The sequence below is a fragment of the Bythopirellula sp. genome (assembly GCF_041737835.1).
Taxonomy (GTDB): domain Bacteria; phylum Planctomycetota; class Planctomycetia; order Pirellulales; family Lacipirellulaceae; genus Bythopirellula.
Genome location: NZ_JBGSQY010000015.1, coordinates 1 through 2468, shown reverse-complemented (window position 1 = coordinate 2468; position 2468 = coordinate 1). Strand labels below are relative to the sequence as shown.

Annotated in this window: 1 protein-coding gene, 1 tRNA gene and 1 pseudogene; 1 reads left to right on the top strand and 2 read right to left on the bottom strand. The window is 57.2% G+C overall.

Features of this window, described 5'->3' with window-relative positions; genetic code table 11:
* On the top strand, positions 1-1300 hold a 1300-nt coding region (locus AC6T8Q_RS03410; protein ID WP_500677742.1), incomplete at its 5' end, for a hypothetical protein.
* A gap of 103 nt (positions 1301-1403) precedes the next feature.
* Here the strand turns inward: AC6T8Q_RS03410 and AC6T8Q_RS03405 are convergent.
* Positions 1404-1488 (bottom strand) — tRNA-Leu (locus tag AC6T8Q_RS03405).
* 464 nt (positions 1489-1952) lie between these two features.
* A pseudogene (locus AC6T8Q_RS03400) lies at positions 1953-2468 on the bottom strand (arylsulfatase); the annotation flags it as partial.

The following is a 2468-nucleotide window of genomic DNA, read 5'->3' as shown; positions in this document are numbered from 1 at the left end:
TGAATATGAAGCACTATTAGAAGTAGGCGCACTGCTACAGCTCGCGGCCAGTGGAGGCCTGCGCTTCGGCCAAGCGACCGGCATGCCAGCCAAAACCACGCTGGGAGCAATCAATCCGCTACTCGCCGCCGGTGATTGGTTTCCTGCTGAAACCGACCACATGCAGCCTAAAGAACCATGGCATCAGGAAATCGGCCCGATCAAACCCGTCGGCTGGACCCGCCTTCTGCTCGCCGCTGGACTGATCACGATGAGCGGAACCAAATCCGCATTGACCCCGAAAGGCCGTAAGGCAATCGCCCTTTCGCCATCGGAGTTGATTCTCGAAATCTGGCAGAAATGGCTAACTAACAAAAGCTTCGACGAGTTTAACCGCATCGAAATCATCAAAGGCCAATCCGTGAAAGGGGCGCTCACCGCGCGATACCAGCGCCGCTCCACCGTGGTCGATGCGCTCTTCGATTGTCCGCACGGTCAATGGGTCTCGTTTGACGCATTCTCAAGCTATATGCGAGCCGCAGGCCACATGTTTGAGGTCTCTAACGACCCTTGGAAATTGTACATCGACGACCGTCAATACGGTGCTCTTGGTTATTCCGGCTACGGCGGATGGGACGTGCTCCAAGACCGCTACATTCTCTGTTTTCTCATGGAATACGCGGCCACGCTCGGCCTCATAGACATCGCCTTCACTCAGCCAAGCGGTGTCAGAAAGGTGGATCAATGGGGCATGGACAATTACATGTGGCTCTCGCGTTATGACGGCCTCAGTGCGTTTCGCATCAATCCTCTTGGAGCCCATTGTTTGAGCAATGGTCAAATTTCATTTCAGCCCTCGCGACCGGAGCCACAAGTCCGACTCAGCGTACTAAGCGATGGAACCATCTGCGTGACTTCTGGAAATCTTTCGCCTGCAGAGCACGTGCAACTGGAAACTTGGAGCGAGCCGATGGGAGAAAAGCTCTTCCGTGTGGACGAGTCCCGTGCCCTTGATGCCGTTCAGGCCGGACATGACCCCGCTCAATTTTTATGCTTCCTGCGCGAACGCGATGACCAGCCACTGCCTGCGACGATAGAGGAGTTTCTCAAACAAGCCCATGAAAACGGCGGGGCGATCCGAGAATGCGGGAATGCGGTGATTTTTGAATGCCGGGACGCACGCACCGCAGAGCTGCTCGCCACCCGCAAGGAACTTGCCAAGTTTTGCTTCCGCGCCGGCGAAACCACCCTTGCGGTGCGTGAGAACGGGCTTCCTGCGTTTCGCAAACAGGCCCGCACTCTCGGCTTTGGCATCCGCTGATGAAGGTCGCGCTGCGAGGAAATGGAGCAAAAAAGACTGCCGTTCTCACGATGGCGGAAAACCTTACAAGCCATTCTTTCTAACCATCCAGTGAGGTTGAGAATGCCGCCGGGGGGACTCGAACCCCCACGAGGGTTGCCCCTCAACGGATTTTAAGTCCGTGGCGTCTACCATTCCGCCACGGCGGCGTCTTCAATGCGCTCGTTGGAAACGCGGCACGAATTAGGAGGAATCCGCTTCTCACGTCCAGCGCGGTATCAAAAGAAATGATCTCTACGCCCCTGCACAACCCTTTCAGGGTTGGTGGATCATTTCGCGGCTGCACCCGGGGTAGGCCTGGCGGCCAACCCCGGGCTGTGATGCAAAACCCCTATCAGGGTTTTAATGGGGAGGCTTTTTCACAAGCGGGTTGCTCGGTCGCACATCGCTACCGCCCAGCAGGGTTTGTGAAATCTTAGCTCTCTGAACAATCCCGACGGGATTGCGCATCCTAGCCAAGGGTTGGCTGAAAAGCCTACCCTTGGTAGCGGTGTCATTCTGTATTCAACCCCAATCGGGGTTGTGTCTTTGTTGGCGAGCGCGAAGGAATGGCTCTTTCGCGGTTTCACCCGGGGTAGGCCTGGCGGCCAACCCGGGCTGTGATGCAAAACCCTTATCCGGGTTTTAGCTCTACGGTGACGCTTTGGATTTTCCCGCTGAAACGCGATGCCTGGCCGGCTCCGATGGCATCGACCACCGGGGTGTGCAGATCGATCCCGACGTCTGCCGTTTCATCGGCAGAGAATAGCAGTGGCTGGGTGCGCTCGATGCGGCCTTCGCCGACTTTCTGGTCGTTGACAAATAGCGTGCCGCTGCCGCCGCGACCCAATCCGCCGCCATCGTAGGCGAATTCAAAGCGGATCGTTGCTTTGCCCGCAGGCAGCGGCTTATCGGCCACCACCGAGAAGCGCTTGATGTTGAGAAAATTGTAATGGTAAGCCGGGACGCCGTCTTGCACGCACAGCGCCCAACCGCCGAAGCGCCCGCCTTGCACCAGGATCGCGCCCTGAGCTCCTTTTTCCGGTGAATCGACCTCTGCGGTGATGCTGAGCGAGCGGTTTTTCACATCGATAAACACATTTTCAGACATCCCGGTCATGCCCTCGCCCAGAGTGAGTGTGGTGCGCCC